The 17,564-nt window shown below is 60.7% G+C and carries 10 protein-coding genes; 1 reads left to right on the top strand and 9 read right to left on the bottom strand.

Annotated elements, in window-relative coordinates; genetic code table 11:
* Positions 1 to 28 precede the first annotated feature (28 nt).
* The 6 genes from aroK to IG168_RS17125 are packed head-to-tail and all read right to left on the bottom strand — an operon-like array spanning position 29 to position 5,636.
* Entirely contained in the window at positions 29 to 550 is a 522-nt protein-coding gene (gene aroK / locus IG168_RS17100; protein ID WP_193165851.1) for a shikimate kinase AroK, read from the bottom strand.
* A gap of 5 nt (positions 551 to 555) precedes the next feature.
* Positions 556 to 2,817 carry a type IV pilus secretin PilQ gene (gene pilQ, locus IG168_RS17105; protein ID WP_193165816.1) on the bottom strand — a complete coding sequence of 754 codons (2,262 nt, stop codon included), beginning with the start codon at positions 2,815 to 2,817 and terminating at the stop codon, positions 556 to 558.
* The gene (locus IG168_RS17110) at positions 2,817 to 3,347 is read right to left on the bottom strand and encodes a pilus assembly protein PilP (protein WP_193165817.1); all 531 of its coding nucleotides are present in this window, start codon (positions 3,345 to 3,347) and stop codon (positions 2,817 to 2,819) included. Before IG168_RS17110 ends, pilQ begins: the two co-directional genes overlap by 1 nt.
* Positions 3,344 to 3,967 (bottom strand): type IV pilus inner membrane component PilO, encoded by a 624-nt coding sequence (gene pilO, locus IG168_RS17115; RefSeq protein ID WP_193165818.1) that lies wholly within the window; start codon positions 3,965 to 3,967, stop codon positions 3,344 to 3,346. The genes IG168_RS17110 and pilO overlap by 4 nt, the downstream gene beginning before the upstream one ends.
* Before the next feature lie 12 nt (positions 3,968 to 3,979).
* Complete coding sequence (locus IG168_RS17120) at positions 3,980 to 4,558, bottom strand: PilN domain-containing protein (RefSeq protein WP_193165819.1); 579 nt, start codon at positions 4,556 to 4,558, stop codon at positions 3,980 to 3,982.
* Position 4,559: 1 nt separating this feature from the next.
* Complete coding sequence (locus IG168_RS17125) at positions 4,560 to 5,636, bottom strand: pilus assembly protein PilM (protein WP_193165820.1); 1,077 nt, start codon at positions 5,634 to 5,636, stop codon at positions 4,560 to 4,562.
* Between the two features lie 148 nt (positions 5,637 to 5,784).
* Between IG168_RS17125 and IG168_RS17130 the strand changes: the two genes are divergently transcribed.
* A complete protein-coding gene (locus tag IG168_RS17130; RefSeq protein ID WP_193165821.1) occupies positions 5,785 to 8,448 on the top strand; it encodes a penicillin-binding protein 1A in 2,664 nt (887 codons plus the stop codon).
* A gap of 97 nt (positions 8,449 to 8,545) precedes the next feature.
* Here IG168_RS17130 and IG168_RS17135 read toward each other — a convergent pair whose 3' ends face one another.
* The 3 genes from IG168_RS17135 to IG168_RS17145 all read right to left on the bottom strand — a co-directional run bounded on the left by IG168_RS17135 (position 8,546) and on the right by IG168_RS17145 (position 17,526).
* Complete coding sequence (locus IG168_RS17135) at positions 8,546 to 9,028, bottom strand: chemotaxis protein CheW (protein ID WP_193165822.1); 483 nt, start codon at positions 9,026 to 9,028, stop codon at positions 8,546 to 8,548.
* 55 nt (positions 9,029 to 9,083) lie between these two features.
* Positions 9,084 to 15,230, bottom strand: coding sequence for a hybrid sensor histidine kinase/response regulator (locus tag IG168_RS17140; protein WP_319024745.1), 6,147 nt, complete (start codon positions 15,228 to 15,230; stop codon positions 9,084 to 9,086).
* Positions 15,231 to 15,381: 151 nt separating this feature from the next.
* Positions 15,382 to 17,526 carry a methyl-accepting chemotaxis protein gene (locus IG168_RS17145; protein ID WP_193165823.1) on the bottom strand — a complete coding sequence of 715 codons (2,145 nt, stop codon included), beginning with the start codon at positions 17,524 to 17,526 and terminating at the stop codon, positions 15,382 to 15,384.
* Positions 17,527 to 17,564 lie beyond the last annotated feature (38 nt).

Here is a 17,564-nt window from a genome sequence, read left to right on the forward strand (position 1 = left end):
CGCACTGTAGCACAGAGAGGAAGCTTACCTACGGGGAGACACCCGACATCAGTTTATCGGCGACCATCTGTGCCGCCTGCTTGGGCGTACAGTAGTCGGTATCGCAGATAATATCCGCGACCTGTCGATAGAGGGGATCGCGCTCTTCGACCAGCTCGACGATGCGTGTACGCGGATTGGGAACCTGCAGTAGCGGCCGGTTGCTGTTCTTGGAGGTGCGCTCGAGCAACTGCTCGATACTGGCCTGCAGATAGACCACCTGGCCCTGCTGCGACAGCAGCTGGCGGTTTTCCTCCAGCAAGACAATGCCACCACCAGTCGCCACTACCTGGGTAGGGCCAGCACACAGATCGCGCAGGACCTCGCTCTCGCGACGGCGGAAACCCGCCTCACCCTCGACATCGAAAATCCAGGGGATATCGGCGCCAGTGCGCTCTTCCAGCACCTTGTCGGAATCGGCAAATGGCAGCTGCAACTGCGCTGCCAGCAATTTGCCGATGGTGGACTTGCCGGCCCCCATGGGGCCGACCAGAAAGATAGAACGGTTTATCTGGCTCACTTGCTCAGGAAAAGATCGTTCTCCATGATCCGCGGCGTGATGAAGATCAGCAGTTCGCGCTTGTCATCGCTGCGGGTCTTTTTCTTGAACAGGTTGCCCAGGTAGGGGATGTCGCCGAGCAGCGGGATCTTGGTTTCGCCCTCGATTTTCTGACTCTCGAAAATACCACCCAGCACAATGGTCTCACCGTTGCGCACCAGCACCTTGGTCTGCAGCGAGTTCACATTGATGGTCGGAACTCCGGTGGTACCCGCCAGCTGGCCGACACTGTCCTGGTTGATATCCAGATCCATAATGATGTTGTCGTCCGGCGTAATCTGCGGGGTCACGTTCAACTGCAGCACCGCTTCACGGAAAGTCACGGACGCGGCACCGGAGGAAGTGGCTTCCAGGTATGGAATTTCCACACCGGACTGGATATTGGCTTCCTGCTTGTCCCCGGTCACCACCTTCGGCTGGGAGACGATTTCCGCCTTGCCCACATCTTCCAGCGCGGACAGTTCCAGGCCGACAAAGAAGTTGTTCTTCAGGATGGAGTAGGCGATGTTACCGGCGGCATTCTGCACGCCAAGATCAACCAGCAGGGTATCGTTAAGATTGGGCGTCCAGGTTTGCACTTTGACCGGATCACCGTTGGCATCGAGGATCTGCTGACCCGTCTGGATATCGTAAGCGTCCCCTTGGGTCTGGTTATCCCCCAATAGGTAGGAACCGTCCAGGGAACCGACACCTTCACCAATACCATTGTTGAGATTGTGGTGCTCACCGTAATTCCAGCGCACGCCCAGCTCTTTCATAAAGTCAGTGTTGGCATTAACGATCCGCGCCTCGATCATCACCTGGCGGATCGGCACATCGACCGCAGCGATCAAATCGCGGAACTGGGCAATCTTCTCTTCGGTATCCGTGAGGATGATGGTATTAGTGCGTTCGTCGACAATAGCGCTGCCGCGGGCGGAGAGGATGCCCTGCTGTCGATTGTCATTAGCATTCTGCTGGCCGCCGGCGAAGTTGCCCTGACTCGCTCCGCCCTGCTGCTGCCTGCCGGAAAACAGCGTAAACAGCTCCTTCGCGTCGGCGTAGCGCACCTGGATGTACTCGGTGCGCAGCGGCGCCAGCTCCTGCAACTGCTTGCGCGTCTCCAGCTCCTGGCGCTCGCGCTCGGCGATCTCCGCTGCGGGCGCCACCATGATCACATTGCCCTCCTGGCGCTTGTCCAGGCCTTTCGCCTTCAGGATCAGCTCCAGCGCCTGGTCCCAGGGCACACCGTCGAGGCGCAGGGTAATCCGGCCCTCTACAGTGTCGCTGGCCACCAGGTTGAGATCGGTGAAGTCGGCGATCAACTGCAGCACCGAGCGCACTTCAATGTCCTGAAAGTTCAGGGACAGCTTCTCGCCGCTGAACTGGAACTCCTTCTTCTTCTCCTGCACCTCGGCGGTGGTCAGCGGTTTGACGCTGAGGACATACTGGTTGTCCGCCTGGTAGGCCAGGTAATCGTAATCCGAACCCTTGGGATCGACGGAGATAACAGTGTTGCGGCCATCGTAGTCCACGGTGATGGAATTCACCGGTGTGGCGAAGTCGGTCACATCCAGGCGCTGGCGCAATGCAGCGGGCAGCTCTGCACCGAGGAATGTCAGCAGGATCTTGCCCTTGGTGCGTTCCACATCGATATTCACAGCCGGGTCGGTCAGGCTGACGATGACCTTGCCCTCACCCGCCTCACCGCGGCGGAAGTCCACATTGCTGATCGCAACATTGCTCGCCGCCTGGAATTTCTGCTGGCCACCCAAGCTCAGGCCATTGTCGTGACCGGACTTCACCGGCGCAGCGGCCATGGAAGCAGTGGTCGCGGAGTCGGCGCCGATCTCCATCACGACCTGGTTGCCCTGTCGCTCACTGGTGTATACCGGCAGCTGGTCGAGATTGACGATCAGGCGGGTGCGGTCGTCATTGGAGACCACCACAGCGCTGCGCGCACCACCGATACCGAGCGAATATTTCTTTTTCGGCAGTGAGCTTTCCACACCGGCGAAGTCCATCACGATACGCGCGGGCTTCTCGATGGTGTAGCCCGTCGGCTCCGGCGGAACGTCACTGAAAGTCAGGCGCAGCTGCACGCGGCCACCCGGCAATTCGGAAAACTGAATGTCGTTGAGCTGATTGGTCTGTGCCAGCAAAATCCCAGGCATCATTGCCAGACCCAGCAACACAACCCGTAACGGAGCCAACACTTTGGCGAGTTGCTTGTTGATCATTATTGGTTGTCCTTCTCTTCCAAAGTCAGCGCCCGCGGCCGCTCAATCCAGCCACCGGTGCCATCCGGTACGATTTCCAGAATATCCAGCTGCGTCGGGGTCGCATTGACCACGCGCCCGTGATTCTTACCCAGATGGTTGCCCACCGTAATGCGGTGGATACCGCCATCGCCATCATTGATCAGCGCCCAGAGCTGTCCGGCGCGGGACAATGTGCCGACCATCGACAGCGCATCGAACGGAAAACGCTCGAGTAGCTCCGGCTGGCGGTTCAGGTCCGGCGCCACATCCAGTTTGCGCCCCACTATGCGCTGGTCGGATTCCAGCACCGGGCGGGCAAACGGGCTGCGCAGGGCCGCAGCACTGTAGACATAGGGGCTGTAAGGAGTGAACGTCGGGATCGGCTCGATCTGACCTTTCGGCTTGTGCTTTACCGCCGCCATTTTCTGGCGCAGATCACTGTGATCACCATTCAGGCTACAACCGGTCAGTGCCAGTATTGCAGTAGTCAGGGCTAGGTAGTTTTTCATCCCTCGTCCCCCCCCTGCTCTTTGTAGCGGTAGGTCTTGGCGTTGATCACCATATTGAGCAGCGCACCGCCGTCCTTGCTGGCCTCGATATTAAAATCGTGCAGAGTGACGATACGCGGCATGCCAGCGATGCCACTGATGAATGCGCCGAATTCGTGATAGCCGCCCTGCACCTCGATGCGGATCGGCAGCTCTACATAAAATTCGCCAACCTGCTCGTCTTCGAGCTGAACCTTCTTGATGGTGAGACCACTTCCGCGACCATATTCGTCGATATCGTCGAGCAGGCCGGGAACCTCGGTATCTTTCGGCAACTGCTTCAGCAGCGCACCAAAAGTCTCTTCCATTTCCGCCAGCTGTTCGCGATAGGCATCCAGGTTGGCCGCTTCGAATGATTTCTTTTCAAACTGCGTGAAAAGCTCATTTTCCTTATTGGCAGCGAACTCAAGCTGTTGATAGCGGTCTTTAATAAACAGGTAGTAGCCCCCGGCCATCAGAACGGCAGCGATCACCACCAGCAGCACTATGCGTCCTGCCAGTGGCCATACCCCCACGCGCGAGAAATCGATATCGTTGATATCGAACTCGTTGAGCTTTTTAAGCGTATCCTCCAATGCCATGGTCAGGATCCTTTACTTACCGGCGTCTGCCAGTTCTTGGTCTTCTTTTTTGCGGCCGCTGACTTGCACGGTCATCTGGAAGGCGCTGGCCTGCTCGCCGAATTCAGGCTTGGCCGTTACGCCGGTGAGATTGGGTGACTCATACCACTCGGATTGATCCAGGTTGCGCATGAATGAGGAAACCCGGTTGTTGGACTCCGCGACCCCCGCAATCTGTACGGTATTGCCAGAGCGCTTGAGATTGGTGAGCCACAGCCCCTCCGGTGTTGCCCGCACCATTTCGTCGAAATAGCGCACCGACAGCGGACGGTTGCCCTGCAATTCCTGAATCACGCGCATACGGTCGATCAGCTGCTGCCGCCGCTTCTTGAGATCCTGGATCTCTTTCACCTGCTTGTTCAGCGCGTTGATTTCCGTCTGCAGTATCTGATTGCGTTCATTCTGAAAGGAAATCTGGCCATCGACGGTTTTCATCCACAAAAATGCGGAAATCCCGGCGGCGATAACCACCAGGGCTGCGACTTGCTGGAACTCTTTCTGCTTCTGTGCGCGGAACTCCTGGCGCCAGGGCAAGAGGTTAATCTTGGCCATGTCAGTACTCCTTCTCGCGCATCGCCAGGCCGGCGGCAATCATCAGGGATGGGGCCTCACTGGCCAGTGCCTGGCGATTGACCCGGGACGCCACCGCCATATCGTGGAACGGGTTGGCCACCAGGGTCGGCTTGTCGAGCTTCTGGCTTACCAGATCTGCCAGGCCTTCCATCGCAGCGACGCCACCACCCAGTAGGATGTAATCCACATCGTTGTAGGAAGTGGACGAATAGAAGAACTGCAGTGAGCGGGTAACCTGCTGGATGACCGCGTCGCGGAAGGGTTCGAGCACTTCCGGGTAGTAGTCGTCGGGCAGACCGCTGCCGCCCTGGCGCTTGGCCAGCCCGGCCTCTTCGGCAGACAGGCCGTAGCGGCGCTGGATCTCGTCTGTGAGTTGGCGCCCGCCAAACAGCTGCTCGCGGGTGTAGACGGTCTTACCATCCACCAGAACTGACAGGGCACTCATGGTCGCGCCGATATCGATGACGGCAACCACCAGCTGTTCCTGGGGCGGGAACTGGCGTTCGAGCAGCGTGAATGCGCGCTCGATCGCATAGGCCTCCACATCCACCACGGCGGCCTGCATATCGGCTTCGCTCAGTGCCGTCACGCGCTGTTCAATGTTCTCGCTGCGGCAGGCAGCCAACAGGACCTCTACCTGGCCCTCTCCCTTGTCAGACGGCCCCTGGACCTCAAAGTCCAGGTTTACCTCATCCAGCGGATAGGGGATATATTGGTCGGCTTCCAGGGCGATCGCCGCCTCGAGCGCGTCATCCGACAGATCGGCAGCCATTTCGAGGGTCTTGGTGATCACTGCGGAGCCGGATACAGCCACGGCAGCCTGGCGCAGGCGGCTCTTGGAACGCCTCAGCACCTTGCGGATGGCCTCCGCGGTGGCGCCCACGTCATTGATATTCTTGTCCACAACCGCGTTGGGCGGCAGGGGCTCGACGGCGTAACATTCGACCCGGTATTTGTCGCCATTGCGACTTAGCTCCAGCAACTTGACCGCAGTGGAGCTAATATCCAGACCCAGCAGGGCCTTCGGGCCTTTGTTTAGAAAAGGGAGCATCCCCATTTTTCTTATCTTTTCCGTGGGTTATGAAGGTTTGATGTTATAGCACTTTAAATTACAGCTGCAACCGGCAATTGCATAGGTATCAGCGCACAATCTTCGTATAATTACTCACCGGATCCATTCAAGACGTCAAATTAGAAGCATTTGCATGACCGAAAAAGCCCGAAACCGCCTGCTTTCCCTACTGTGGCTCGGATTGGCGGGGGCCGCTGCCGCCGCCATGGCCCTGTCCAGCATCTATATGTACCTGAAACCGGGACTCCCCTCGGTAGACAGCCTGCGCGATATCCGCCTGCAGACCCCGCTGCGCGTCTATTCCCGGGATATGAAGCTGATCGGTGAATTCGGTGAGAAGCGGCGCAATCCAATCACGATTGACCACACTCCGGAGCTCTTCGTCAAGGCCATCCTGGCCGCCGAGGATGCGGGATTCTACTCCCACAACGGTGTATCCATTAAAGGCTTAATGAGAGCCGCTTCACAAATATTGCAAACGGGCTCGATTCAATCCGGCGGCAGCACGTTGACAATGCAGGTAGCGCGGAACTTCTTCCTGAGCCGCGAACAGCGCTTCGTGCGCAAATTCAACGAGATCCTGCTTTCATTACAAATCGAACGGGAACTCTCTAAAGACGATATTCTCGAGCTTTATATCAATAAAATTTTCCTCGGCAATCGCGCTTACGGCTTCCAGGCGGCCGCTCATGTCTATTACGGTCGCGATATCAATGAACTGAATCTGGCCCAGTGGGCCATGATGGCAGGCCTGCCCAAGGCGCCATCCACTTATAATCCGATAGCCAACCCCACCCGCGCCCTGCTGCGGCGCAACTGGATCCTCAAGCGGATGCTGGAGCTCGGCTTTATCGGCCAGGACGATTACAAGAACTCTATCACCGCGCCGGTCACGGCCAGCTATCACGGTCGCGACCTGGATATGGACGCGCCCTATATCGCTGAGATGGCTCGCAAGGAAGCCGTGGAGCTGTTCGGTGATGCGGCCTATACCGATGGCTACCAGGTCATCACCACCGTCGATAGCAAACTGCAGAAGGCAGCTCTCGAGGCAATGCAGCACGGCCTGGAGACCTACGACGCCCGCCACGGCTATCGCGGACCGGAACAGCGTCTCGACCCGGCGCTGATGCAAGACAACGATCAGCTGGTGGACCTGCTGAACGAAATCCCGGTACTCGGCGGACTCGAGCCGGCGGTGGTCACCGCCGTCGAGCCCCACCGGCTGCAGGTGCAATTGCGCGACCGCCGTGTGGTGGAGGTGCAATGGGAGAACGGGCTCGACTCCATTCGCCCCTACCTGTCGGAGAACGCGCGGGGCCCGCGCCTCAAATCTGCCGACGAGATGTTTGCACCCGGCGACGTCATCCGCCTGCGCCGCGTCGAGGTCACCCCCGGAGAGAAGGAAGCTGCCGACAACGCCGATGACGCGGTCGCAGACGGCGAGACAGCGGCACCCGACCCATTTGCCGATCCGGGCGATCCCGCCCCCCCGGTTAGTGAGCCCCAGGTTCGCGAAGAATGGCACCTGGCCCAGGTTCCGGCGGCGCAGGGCGCACTGGTCTCGCTGAATCCTGACGACGGCGCCATCCGCGCGCTGGTCGGCGGCTACGACTTCCGCCAGAGCCACTTCAACCGGGTAACCCAGGCCGCGCGGCAGCCTGGCTCCAACTTCAAGCCGTTCATCTATTCGTCCGCCATCGAAAAGGGCTATACGGCGGCGAGCATCATCAACGACGCCCCGATCATCTTCGAAGAAACCAACCTGCAGGATGTCTGGCGCCCGGAAAACGACAGCGGCAAGTTTCTCGGCCCCATCCGGCTGCGCAGAGCGCTGTACCTGTCGCGCAACCTGGTATCGATCCGCCTGCTGCAGGCAATCGGCATCGACTACGCACTGGATTTCGTGCAGCGCTTTGGTTTCGAGCGCAGCAAGCTGGCCCGCAACCTGACCATCGCCCTGGGCAGCTCGGCACTGACGCCACTGGAGATTGCCCGCGGCTATGCGGCTTTTGCCAACGGTGGTTACCGAGTAGAGCCTTACCTGGTCGACAAGGTGCTCGACGTAAATGGCAAGAACATCTACGAGGCACTCCCCCTGACTGTCTGTCACGATTGCCCGGAACCCGGGGATGAGGCCCAGGTCTCCAGCGAGCCCCTCAATCTGGAGGACGCGCAGATGGAGGCCAAGGCCGTGGCGGCAAATGAAGAGCCGATAGAACTGCGCTCTCTGCAGGTCAACCCGGTGCAGGACGACGCGGCGAGTGAGGCGCGCCCGCGTGCGCCCCGCGCCATTTCCGCGGAAACCGCCTATATCATGGATTCCATCCTCAAGGATGTGATCAAGAAGGGCACCGGTAAACGCGCGCTGGTGATGAAGCGCGGCGACATTGCCGGCAAGACCGGTACCACTAACGGTCCCCGCGACGCATGGTTCTCCGGTTACAGCCCCTACCTGGCCACCAGTGCCTGGGTGGGCTTCGACTCCAACGGTGAACTCGGCAAGAACGAGTATGGCGGTTCCGCGGCACTGCCGATCTGGATCGATTTTATGAGCGCCGCGCTGAAGGGTCTGCCTGAGCGTCACCTGCCCCAACCGGACGATATTGTCACCGTTCGCATAGATCCGCGCACCGGACGGCGCACATCCAGCGGCGGTATGTTTGAGATTTTTCGCGCCGACCACGTACCCGGTCGCCAGTCATATAACACCTACCAGCAACCCCGCTATCGAAGCGACGACGGCGATACCCAGCAGCAAGAAGCGACCGAGTCGCTGCCGGACGAGATCTTCTGATCACGAGCTGCGTAAAGGCAGCCCGCCCCGGCGAGCTGCCATAAAAAAACGGGGCCTTGGCCCCGTTTTTTTATGGCAGCTATCTGCTTTCAGCGTGTCAGCGCCCGTTGCGGTACTCCAGGCAGGCGCGCTCCAGCTCTGCCAGATCCGGGATCACTGCCGCCTCTCCGGACAGGGAAACGTGCATCAGCTCCCCCTGCTGGCAGGCCTGCTCACGCCCGGCAAGCTCCTCGGCAGTAACCCGCACAAGGCGCGGGGTACCCTGCAGGACCAGTGCCAAAAATGGTAGATCCCCCTGGGGATTGCCGGTGTTCAGTACGGCGATACGCCCCGCGTCATTGGTAATGGAAAGCGGCTTGCCGCGCATTACCTCAAAGGACACCAGAGGCAGGCGCTGCTCCCGCCAGTTGAGCTCACCGAGATACCAGTCCGGCGCATCGTAGGCTGCCACTGGCGTCTGGATCGCAATCACTTCCGACAGGGTGTCCACGGGCACCAGCAGCAGGCCATCGGCCAGCTGCAGCAGCAGGCTACTCACCTCTCGCGGAACATCCACCGGCAGCGCCTCAACTCCACTCATCGCCACACCCTCTTCGCCACTCTTTTGCCACGTTCAATTTATTATGTCGTCCCGCTTACACGCTCGCCGGCTCTTCGGTGTAATCGCGAATCGCCGCCAGTAGCACCTCTTCCTGATAGGGCTTACCCAGATAGTGGTTCACCCCGAGGGAAAGTGCGTGATCGCGGTGCTTCTTACCGGTCCGCGAGGTAATCATGATGATCGGTATATCCCGCAGGCGGTTGCTGGAGCGGATATGACGCGCCACCTCGAAGCCATCCATACGGGGCATTTCGATATCCAGCAGGATCAGGTCGGGAATGGTGTCCTGCAGCTGGATCACCGCATCCTGACCATCTTTGGCCGTACTGACCAGAAAGCCCTCGCGCTCGAGAAAGCGCGATGTCACTTTGCGCACGGTCACCGAGTCATCCACCACCATGATGGTCTGCTGGCGCTCCTCGGGTTCCGGCTGCGATGTAGCAACCTGTGGCGACAGCTGGGGCACCTCCGGGCGGGCCAGTTGTGCGGCCTGGCGGCGCAGCAACGCGTGGGCGTCGAGAATCACCACCACGGTACCGTCACCGGTTACCGTCGCACCGGATACCCCCTGCACACTGGCGAACTGCGGTCCCAGGCTCTTCACCACGATCTCGCGGCTGCCCATGATCGCATCGACCTGTAGTGCCATCGCGTGCCCTTCGGAACGCACCAGCAGTACCGGCAACTGCATTTCTTCCACATTCAGTTTCGGCTGCGCCTCAGATTGCAGCAACGTACCGAAGTAATTCACCTGGTAGGGTTCACCGGCGTATTCAAAGCGCGCATCGCTCGAGCGGTAATAGTGTTCCAGCTCAAACGGGCTCAGTCGCACAATGCCCTCAATGGTATTCAGCGGCAGCGCGAACAGATCATCGCCAACCCGCACCATCAGGGCCCGGTTAACCGATACGGTAAACGGCAGGCGCACGACGAACTCGGTACCCTCGCCAGCCCGCGAACTGATGTGCACGGTACCGCCGATTTGCTTGATCTCGGCGGACACCACGTCCATCCCCACGCCGCGGCCAGAAATTTGCGTGACCTTGTCGGCAGTACTGAAACCGGCCTGCAGAATGAACTGCAAAATTTCGTTGTTGGTCAGCTCGGCATCGGCACGCATCAGCCCACGTTCCACGGCTTTTTCGCGCACCTTCATCAAATTGATGCCCGCACCGTCATCGCTGATGGTGAGCACCACTTCACTGCCTTCGCGCTCCAGCGCGACACTGATGCGACCACGCTCGGCCTTACCAGTCGCGGCGCGCTCGCCCGGCATTTCAATGCCGTGGTCGACCGCGTTGCGCAGCATATGTTCCAGCGGCGCCACCATGCGCTCGAGCATGGATCTGTCCAGCTCGCCCTCTACGTTGGAGAAGACCAGATCCACCTGCTTACCCAGCTCGGCGCTCACCTGCCGCACGATGCGGCGCAGGCGCGGCACCAGACGCGAGAATGGCACCATGCGGCTGCGCATCAGGCCTTCCTGCAGTTCGGTATTCACCCGCGACTGCTGCAGCAGCAGCGTTTCGGTGTCGCGGGTCTTGTTGCCGAGCGTGCTGCGTAACTCCATCAAATCCGACGTGGATTCCAGCAGCGAGCGGGAGAGTTGCTGAATCGACGAGTAGCGGTCCATTTCCAGCGGATCGAAGTCGCCGTCCTGTTCGGCCAGCTGTTCCTGGCGGAAGAGAATCTGGGCTTCGGTTTCCAGGTCCAGGCGCCGCAACTGTTCGTTCAGTCGCGACAGAGTCGCGTCCATCTCGTCCAGCGCCAGGCCGAATTCACTCACCTGCTCTTCGAGGCGACCGCGGGAAATCGAGGTTTCACCGGCGAGGTTAACCAGCTCCTCCAGCAGCTCTGCGGCAACCCGCACCATCTCCTGTGGCTGGCCCCGGTTGGTGCCACCGGAATCGCGATCGCGCACACCGCCTTTCTTGCGGATGAATGGCAGTACGTTGCCGCCAGCATCCTGAGCCGGCTTCTTATCCGCCACCGCTGGCAAGTCTGCGGCCGGCTCTACGGGCGTCTCCTGTGGCGCTACCAGTTCAGGTTCCACTTCGGGCTCTGGTTCGGGCTCAATTACCTCGGCGGTGGGCAGCTCGCGGGATTCGATACCGTAATCGACCGGGTTGGCATCTTCGGCCAGCTGGCCATCGGCCCAGCTGGTGGCAAGCAATTCTATAAAGGCTTCGAGCTGATCGCCGGCCATCCAGGCTCGCACGGTTTCGACACCGGCAGCCAGCCGGTCGTAGATCGCGTGGGCATCGGCAAAGAACTCCGCCGACGGCTCGGCGCTGCCCTGCATGCCCTCGATAACGGTCTCAAAGCGGTGCGCAACCTCACCGAGCCCCATCAACCCGGCCATGCGCGCACCACCCTTGAAGGTGTGCAAAACGCGCTTGAGCGCTTCGGCCTGACTGCGGTCGGACGGATCCTGCTCCCAGCCCTGAATCAACTCTTCGAGCTCGTCCACGAGGTCGCCGGCCTCTTCCATAAAGACCTCGACCACATCCGGATCGATATCGGCCAGCAGTGCGGCGTTGTCTTTCGCGGATGCCGCGACCGGAGGCTCCGCACTTTCTTCCCGTGGAGCCGTTGCGGCTTCCGAGATGGACGGCGTATCCGCCGCCACTGCGGCGCTGTGCTCGGGTTCATCGGCCGCCAGAATCGCTTCATCAAAGCCCAGCGTATCGTCGAGCAGCGTGGCGCTGGCCACTGGATCTGTTGGAGTTGCGCCCTCAGTCTCAGGCACCACCGGCGCAGCTTCAGCGCTAGTTTCGACACTCTCGCGCTTTTCCGCTGCGAGCAGGTCGTCAAAGCTCAGGTCGCCGAAATCTTCGCTGCCGACGGCACTGTACTCTTCCGCGCGCTCGTCATCGGTTGTGGGCAGGTCGGCGCTATCGATGCCGAGCTCCGACCAGTCGTAATCCTCTTCGGACGCATTGCCGCCCTCGTCCTGCGCCAGGTAGCGCAGTGCTTCGCCGACAGCTTCACTGACTTCGGGCAGGTCCTGCGCAGCGGCGACAGCATCCACCAGGTCGAGCAATTCATTGTGTCCCTGCTCCAGGGCGGCCCAGAGCGCCGGCTCTTCCTCGAGCGAGCCGTCGATAACCTTGCGGTAGACATCCAGCAGCAGTTGCGCCAGTTCCGCCAGGGTCGGCAACTGCGCGCGACTGGCCGCCTCCTGCAGTATGTCGAGCTCGTCCGCTACCGGCGTCAGCAACCCCTTGTCACCGGGATTGGCACGCCACTGATTGAGCATCTGGTCGGCATCCAGCAGCACTTTCATACCGTCGGCCATAATCACCGCCAGCAGTTGAGGATCAACCGCCCGGGGTTCATTGGCCTCGCGCTCGCGAATCAAGTGGCCGACGGCACGCTCCTGTAACTCGGCAACGCGAGCCAGGAACTGCTCCGATTTTTCGATTACCGGGGAGGCGCCGGTACGTATCTGCACCAGTGCATCGCGCACGTAATTGGCGCCGTCGCAAATCAGCTCGAAGATATCTACATCGATGGCGACCTGGTAGGTCCGCAGCTCTTTGGCGAAGCGCTCCAGCGGAGCCACCAACTGGGCGACGGCCGTAATGTCCGCCATATGGGCAGAGCCCTTGAGCGTGTGCAGGGCCCGGTGCAGCGGATCCGAGGGCACACCGTACAGCGGTGCGGCATCGCGCATATCGGTGAGGAACTCTTCCACGGTGGCGAGATGGGTCTCGGCCTCCTGGGCAAAAATTTCCCACAACTGGTCGTTTTCATCGCTGGTATCTGCACTGTCCGCGGCCGGCGCTGTCGGCGGCACTGCCGGTTGTTCGGCGGAGGCCGTAGACATTTCCGCGGGCACTTCACCGCTCGCCAGCTGCCGCGCCCATTGCTCGAGTTGCGCGGTGCGCGCGGGATCCGGGTCGCCACTGCCGTGGCGGAATCCATCGATCATCGATGGCAACTTCTGGCGCACCAGTTCCACCAGATCCGCGTGGGCGCGCTGTGGCTTGACCGTATCGTCGATCACGCGGTTGAGCATGTTCTCGACCGCCCACGCCAGCTCGCCGACTTCCAGCGCTTCGACCATACGGCCGGAGCCTTTCAGGGTGTGGAAACCGCGGCGGAATTCCACCAGGGCGTCGCGGTTGGCCAGGTTGGCCGCCCACTCGGGGAAATATTGCCCGATGGTTTCGAGGACCTCGGCTGCTTCCTCGAGGAAAATCTCGATGATCTCGTCGTCAATCAGGCTCTCGTCGTCATCGTCGGCCAACGTTGCCGGTGCAGCTTCGGGCACCTTAGCGGCCGGCGCAGTCTCGACCGGCGCAGCCACAGGCACGTCAGCTTCACGCTCGCTGGGTTCGTCCGCCTCCCGATTCTGTTCGGCTGCGGCAAACCAGGTCTCTTCCTCGCTATCGGCAGCGACGGGCTCGTCATCGGACTCGCTGGCAAATTCAAAGCCGTCGAGGATCATCTCTTCATCGGCTTCTGCGGTCTCGACCTGTGGCGTATCTTCGGTGGCTTCCGCAGCAATCTCACTGTCACCAGTCACGGCAAAGCCGAGCGTCGCAACACTGTCTTCCGCCAGCGCCAGCAACATGTCGGCGTCCTCGATACCGTCGGCGCGGCGCTCGAGGTAGTACTCCACGCTGGTAATGGCATCGGCCAGGGTGTCGAGCAGCTTCCACTCGGGCTGTTCGGCCCCGTCGATCAGGTATTCATTGATGTATCGCCTGCAGGCGCTGACGATTTCGCCGGCGCGGCGATATCCGACCATGTCGAGGCCACCACAGACTTCCTGCAGCCGCTCCGGCACGCGGTTCAGATAACTGATATCCCAGTGGCTGGCGATGTACTCGACTACGGCCTCTTTGACCGACTCCAGACCCAGGCGCGCCTCGCGCAGTACAGTTTCAGTCGCATCGCCCATCAGGGGCTGTTCGCTGTCGACCTGCTTATTGCGGGCAACCGTTGCCGCCAGGGCGGAATCCAGCTGCACCAGTTCACCGGCCGCCTGCATCAGCAGGTTTTCGGCATCGTCACTACGGGCCGCATCGCGCAGGCTTTCGTAGATGCCGCGGGCGCGCGTGCGCTGATTTTCCAGGCCGAGGACGCCGAGCGTATCCGCCAGGCGTTTGGCAATGCCCGCCGTTTCGCTAAGGGGCTGGCTTTCACCGCCGGCGATACTGGGCTCCAGTGCCTCGCGCACGGTATTCAACTCTTCGCGCAGGGCGACTACGGCGGTACCCAATGCTTCCGGGCCCATGGCCAGCGCATCTTCGGTATCCGGTCGCGGCGTGCCGGGCACGGCACGATCCAGCGCGAAGGTTTTGTAGAGGGCTTTGCAGCGGGGACCATTGGGGCCGGCGAGGTAGACGTAGAACAGCAGGTTACGCACCAGGTCCCGGTCGAGGCCAGCATCCAGTACCGCAGCGCCGCGCCCTTGCAGCAGGCGGAACTCCACATCGATACGGCGCAGCAACTGGCGCAGTGCCGGCATCACATTGATGCGGTGCTCACCGATAGCCTCGAACAGGCCCAGGAGAATCTGCCACAGCGGCTGGCGCACACTGCCGCTGTACAACAGCGACATCTTTTCGGTGACTTTCACCAGATAGGCGAGGCTCTCGCCGCTGTTCACATCCCTGATCAGGCCGGCACCGGCCACGTGATACATTTTGCGCAACTTGCCGACCAGCTCATCGAGCTTGGCCTTGTCGGCTGTCAGCGGTTGGCGCTTGCCGGAGACACTTTTGAGTGCAGACAGATCCGGAGCGAACAGTGCACCTTCGGTAATCAGGCGTTCGCGGCGTACAGCGCGCAGGTCGTTCAAAAGCGGAAGCAGCAGCACCGCATTATCGCGGCGCTGGTAAGCAACTTTCTCCAGGTAAAGGGGGAGCTCGAGCAGCGCGCGCATCAGGAATTCGCGCGTTTCATCACTGTTTTCCACCTCGCCGGCAGCGAGCGCCTGCACCAGCTGCTCCATTTCTTCGGCGAGCATGGCCGCACCAGTGAGCTCCGCCATATGCAGACTGCCGTGCACCTGGTGGATAAGCTCAAGGCAGCTGGCCAGCAGGCTTTTATCGGGAGCAGTGGAATCCGAGGCAAAGGTTTCCAGGTGCTGTCGCGCCTGCGCCAGTGTCTCGTTGATTTCACCCGTCAGCCAGTCCAGGGCCAGGAAGTTCGGATTGTCGTGACTCACGCCAAGTCCTCAGTAATTCATTCTGTACGCCGGTGCATGCCGCGGGCGCGCGCCGGTCGGAGAGCGCCCAACGGGATTCCGTGTCGGTTGGCGACCCGGAGCCGTCGCGATCGGCCCGGCGCGTCGGGCGCCGGGCAGTGAGCTAGCGGGATCAGGCCAGAGCCCGGTCCTCGCGGCCTTCCAGTGCATCGGCCTCGTCACCGTCGAGCAGCGAGAACTCTTCGTCACCCATTTCCGGCAGCTCCACGTCGTACAGGTCGCCACTGTCTTCCACGCCCTCTTCGCTCGGCAGTTTGAAGCCGGCAACGGAATCGCGCAGGGCGTTGGCGGTTTTGGCCAGGTTACCAATGGACTGGGCCGTGGCCTGGGTACCCGCTGAGGTCTGCGAGGTAATCTCCTGAATCACGTTCATCGTATTGGAGATGTGACCCGCGGACGAAGCCTGCTGGCGGGCGGCGTTCGAGATGTTCTGAATCAAGGCGGCCAGGTTGGTGGATACGCCCTCAATCTCTTCCAGGGCAACACCGGCGTCCTGGGCCAGGCGGGCACCGCGCACCACCTCGGTGGTAGTCTGCTCCATCGAGACAACCGCCTCGTTGGTGTCTGACTGAATCGCCTTAACCAGGCCTTCAATCTGTTTGGTCGCTGCAGCGGAACGTTCCGCGAGGCGCTGTACTTCGTCCGCAACCACCGCGAAGCCGCGGCCCGCGTCACCGGCCATGCTCGCCTGGATCGCGGCGTTCAAGGCGAGGATGTTGGTCTGGTCGGCAATGTCGTTAATCAGGCTTACGATGTCACCAATTTCCTGCGACGACTCACCCAGGCGTTTGATCCGCTTGGAGGTGTCCTGAATCTGCTCACGAATGGTATCCATGCCCTTGATGGTGTTCTGTACCACCTTGGCACCGTTGCTCGCAATGTGTACCGAGCGTTCCGCTACCTGCGCCGATTCGGCGGCGTTAGCAGATACCTGATCAATGGTCACGGCCATTTCATTCACGGCCGCGGAGGCACCGGCAATTTCCTGCGCCTGGTGCTCGGAGGCCTCGGCCAGGTGCAAGGCGGTCTGCTGGGTTTCCTGCGACAGGCCGGATACTTCCTGGGCCGCGCCGTTAATCCGCGATACCAGCACCCGCAGCTGGTCAATGGTGTAGTTGATGGAGTCGGCAATCGCACCGGTGAAGGCCTCGGTCACCGTGGCCGAGGTTGTCAGGTCACCGTCGGCGAGGTCGGCGAGTTCGTCCAGCAGCTGCATAATCGCCTGCTGGTTACGCTCATTGGTATCGGATTCTTCTTTCAGACTGCGGCGGGTACCGGAGAAGGCTGCGATCATCATGCCGAAGATCAACAGTACGAACACACCGGCGATGATGGCAATTGTCTGGTTGTTGGGCTGGCGCTCGCCGGACAGGTTAACAATGCGGTCGTTCAGGGAGCTCAGGGCTTCCAGCAGCTGCGGCGCGGAAGCGGAGATGCCGTCCGCCGCCTGGCGGGTAGCGAACAGGGCCGGGGTGGATTCAAAGATTTCCCGCACTGAGGAGCTTACAAACTCAAACAGCTCGGTAATTTCGTCGAGGGACTCACGGGCCTCAGGATCGGTTACGCGGGAGATACCCATCACCACGTCACCGCTCTTCATGCCTTCAACCACTTTACCGAACAGGCTCGCGTCGGTATTGAACTGGTCGGCCGCGGCTTCCGCGTCGTCGCCGCCCTGCAGCATCTTATCGATGTTCCGGCCAATACGCTCCGCGCGCCATACCTGCAGCTGGGCCTGCTCTACCTGGTTGGCCGGGGCGTTGTTGGCCAGCAGGATTTCCACGATGTTGTTGTGCTCTGCCTGCAGCTCGGGCAGCGAGTCGTTCAGGGTACTCGCCACATCGTTCAGGAAGATGATCTTGTCTTTGTTACCGAGAATGGTGTCGGCCTGCGCCCGCACCTGACGCCAAATCTGCCCGTAATTGGTCAGCTGGGCATCGAGCGCGCGACGGGTACTGGGATCCGCACCCTGCAGCTGCTTCCAGATTTCACTCATCTGGTTGATTACGTTCTGCAGTTCGGAGAATGCCTGCTCGTCACCGGCGGTCGCCGACGGGGCGTGGGATACAACCTGGTAGGAAAGGGCGCGCAGTTCGGCCACCTCCTGCAGGTATTCCTTATCGCGGTCACCCTGGGTCTGCACCAGGTAGATACTGACAATCAGCCCCGCCAGTGTGGCGAGTACCAGTAGACCCATAAACAACGCCGCGGGGTTGCTGCGCAGCGCGGAAAATGAACTCTGGGAGCCTGTTTTCATAGTTTACTCCTGGCGGACCTGTTCTTCAGGCCAATTCT

The sequence above is a fragment of the Microbulbifer hainanensis genome (assembly GCF_014904735.1).
Lineage (GTDB): Bacteria > Pseudomonadota > Gammaproteobacteria > Pseudomonadales > Cellvibrionaceae > Microbulbifer > Microbulbifer hainanensis.